The organism is Agaribacillus sp. DX54 (assembly GCF_056858335.1).
The window spans coordinates 1-277 of sequence record NZ_JBXEQE010000168.1 but is presented as its reverse complement, the minus strand read 5'-3'; the positions used below and the strand labels follow the sequence as shown (position 1 = coordinate 277).

The following is a 277-nucleotide window of genomic DNA, read 5'->3' as shown; positions in this document are numbered from 1 at the left end:
GGCTAAAATATTATCAGGCGAACACAGGACGAATTACCCTTTCAATTTAGAAATAGATGATTATGGAGATGATTTTGGATTGACGGCAAAGCTATCCGATCGGAGTATTGACCCTTACGCCGTGGTATCCTATATGCAGGAAGCATTAACGCTCTTACTGGAACATATTGATAAAGGATCGGAAACAGCTGTTAATGAACTGTCCATTGTACCCAAAGAAGAAAGACATCAGTTGTTGGAAGTGTTCAACGATACGGCAGTTAGTTATTCAACGGAT

The 277-nt window shown here is 40.1% G+C and carries 1 protein-coding gene; it reads left to right on the top strand.

From position 1 onward, the window contains the following. A partial coding sequence (locus AC04NP_RS30830; RefSeq protein WP_482863983.1) for a hypothetical protein occupies positions 1–277 on the top strand: 277 nt, incomplete at both ends.